2 rRNA genes are annotated in these 3,273 nt (G+C 54.3%); both read right to left on the minus strand.

Annotation, left to right across the window (positions count from 1 at the left end):
- Positions 1-93: 93 nt before the first annotated feature.
- A 23S ribosomal RNA gene (locus tag EDM52_RS12280) occupies positions 94-3,050 on the minus strand.
- Between the two features lie 112 nt (positions 3,051-3,162).
- Positions 3,163-3,273, minus strand: a 5S ribosomal RNA gene (rrf, locus tag EDM52_RS12285); the annotation flags it as partial.

Below are 3,273 nucleotides of genomic sequence, written 5' to 3' on the forward strand. Positions count from 1 at the left end.
GTTAACAGCCGATTGCTCTACCAACTGAGCTACCGAGGAACAATGAAAGAACCTTGTTCCTTCAAAACTGGATCTGCATGATTGCTAAAGCATGTGGATAAGTCCTCGACCGATTAGTATTCGTCAGCTCCACGTGTTACCACGCTTCCACACCGAACCTATCAACCTCATCGTCTATGAGGGGTCTTACCAGCTTGCGCTGTGGGAAGTCTCATCTTGGAGGGGGCTTCACGCTTAGATGCTTTCAGCGCTTATCCCTTCCGCACATAGCTACCCAGCTGTGCCACTGGCGTGACAACTGGTGCACCAGCGGTGCGTCCATCCCGGTCCTCTCGTACTAAGGACAGCTCTCCTCAAACTTCCTGCGCCCGCGACAGATAGGGACCGAACTGTCTCACGACGTTCTGAACCCAGCTCGCGTACCGCTTTAATGGGCGAACAGCCCAACCCTTGGGACCTACTTCAGCCCCAGGATGCGATGAGCCGACATCGAGGTGCCAAACCTCCCCGTCGATGTGGACTCTTGGGGGAGATAAGCCTGTTATCCCCAGGGTAGCTTTTATCCGTTGAGCGATGGCCCTTCCATGCGGAACCACCGGATCACTAAGCCCGACTTTCGTCCCTGCTCGACTTGTAGGTCTCGCAGTCAAGCTCCCTTCTGCCTTTACACTCTACGAATGATTTCCGACCATTCTGAGGGAACCTTTGGGCGCCTCCGTTACCTTTTAGGAGGCGACCGCCCCAGTCAAACTGCCCACCTGGCATGGTCCTCTCGCCCGATAAGGGCGACGAGTTAGAAACTCCGTACATCAAGGGTGGTATCCCACCGACAGCTCCACAGAGGCTGGCGCCCCTGCTTCTCAGCTTCCCACCTATCCTGTACATGATGCACAAAGTTCCAATACCAGGCTACAGTAAAGCTCCATGGGGTCTTTCCGTCTTGTCGCGGGTAACCTGCATCTTCACAGGTATTATGATTTCACCGGGTCTCTTGCCGAGACAGCGCCCAAGTCGTTACGCCTTTCGTGCGGGTCGGAACTTACCCGACAAGGAATTTCGCTACCTTAGGACCGTTATAGTTACGGCCGCCGTTTACTGGGGCTTCGGTTCAAAGCTTCGCTTGCGCTAACTCATCCCCTTAACCTTCCAGCACCGGGCAGGCGTCAGCCCCTATACTTCGCCTTGCGGCTTCGCAGAGACCTGTGTTTTTGCTAAACAGTCGCTTGGGCCTTTTCACTGCGGCCCCCTCGGGCTATAAACCCTACCGGGGCGCCCCTTCTCCCGAAGTTACGGGGCCATTTTGCCGAGTTCCTTAGCAAGAGTTATCCCGCGCACCTTAGGATTCTCTCCTCGCCTACCTGTGTCGGTTTGCGGTACGGGCACCTTGTTCCTCGCTAGACGCTTTTCTTGGCAGTGTGAAATCAGGGACTTCGGTACTGTAATTTCCCTCGCCATCACAGCTTGCCCTTGAGGTGTGCGGATTTGCCTACACACCAGGCTTACTGCTTGGACGGCCATCCAGTAGGCCGCTCACCCTATCCTCCTGCGTCACGCCATTGCTCAAGCGGAACAGAGGTGGTACAGGAATATCAACCTGTTGTCCATCGCCTACGCCTTTCGGCCTCAGCTTAGGTCCCGACTAACCCTGGGAGGACGAGCCTTCCCCAGGAAACCTTAGGCTTTCGGTGGACAAGATTCTCACTTGTCTTTTCGCTACTTACACCGGCATTCTCACTTCCAAGCGCTCCACCGCTCTTTCCAGTACGGCTTCACTGCTGCTTGGAACGCTCCCCTACCCAAGTAGAATCCGTAAGGATTCTACAAGCCATAGCTTCGGTGGTATGTTTAGCCCCGTTACATTTTCCGCGCAGAGTCACTCGACCAGTGAGCTATTACGCACTCTTTAAATGGTGGCTGCTTCTAAGCCAACATCCTGGTTGTCTGGGCAACTCCACATCGTTTCCCACTTAACATACACTTGGGGACCTTAGCTGATGGTCTGGGCTGTTTCCCTTTTGACGATGGATCTTAGCACTCACCGTCTGACTCCCGGACATAAGTCATTGGCATTCGGAGTTTGACTGAGTTCGGTAACCCGATGAGGGCCCCTAGCCCAATCAGTGCTCTACCTCCAAGACTCTAATTCCGAGGCTAGCCCTAAAGCTATTTCGGGGAGAACCAGCTATCTCCGAGTTCGATTGGAATTTCACCGCTAGCCACACCTCATCCCCGCACTTTTCAACGTGCGTGGGTTCGGGCCTCCAGTAGGTGTTACCCTACCTTCACCCTGGACATGGCTAGATCACACGGTTTCGGGTCTACGACAACGTACTTGCGCCCTATTCAGACTCGCTTTCGCTGCGGCTCCGTCTCTTCGACTTAACCTCGCACGCTACCGTAACTCGCCGGTTCATTCTACAAAAGGCACGCCGTCACCCGTGCGGCAAACAAGTTTGCTGCATAGGGCTCCGACTATTTGTAAGCACACGGTTTCAGGTACTATTTCACTCCCCTCCCGGGGTGCTTTTCACCTTTCCCTCACGGTACTGGTTCACTATCGGTCGCTAGGTAGTATTTAGCCTTAGCAGATGGTCCTGCCAGATTCATACGGGATTTCACGTGTCCCGCACTACTCGGGGTTGGTCTCGGAGAGACGCGCGTTTAGGCTACGCGACTATCACGCTCTGTGGTCAGCTTTCCCAAACTGTTCACCTACGCGCGTCTTTTGTAACTCCGTGTGAGACGCCCCACAACCCCGCCAGGTAAACCTGACGGTTTAGGCTCTTCCGCGTTCGCTCGCCGCTACTGACGGAATCACTATTGTTTTCTCTTCCTCCGGCTACTTAGATGTTTCAGTTCACCGGGTCTGCCTTCTCGTACCCTATGGATTCAGATACGGATACCATCCCATTACAGATGGTGGGTTCCCCCATTCGGAGATCCCCGGATCAAAGCGTGCTTACCGCTCCCCGAGGCTTATCGCAGTTCGCTGCGTCCTTCTTCGGCTCCTAGCGCCAAGGCATCCACCGTGTGCCCTTAGTAACTTAACCACGTTTGGTTCGTACTAATAGTACTTACACTTTAAATATCCTTAGCAATATCATGCAGTATCCAGTTTTCAAAGAACAAAAAACTTCGTTTTAAGCAACCACAAGGTTGCTCGCCTGGCGACGTCCTACTCTCCCGGCTCCCTGCGGAGCAAGTACCATCGGCGCTGGAGGGCTTAACGGCCGTGTTCGGCATGGGAACGGGTGTGTCCCCTCCGCCATCATC

This window comes from Brevibacillus invocatus (assembly GCF_003710915.1).
Classification (GTDB): domain Bacteria; phylum Bacillota; class Bacilli; order Brevibacillales; family Brevibacillaceae; genus Brevibacillus; species Brevibacillus invocatus.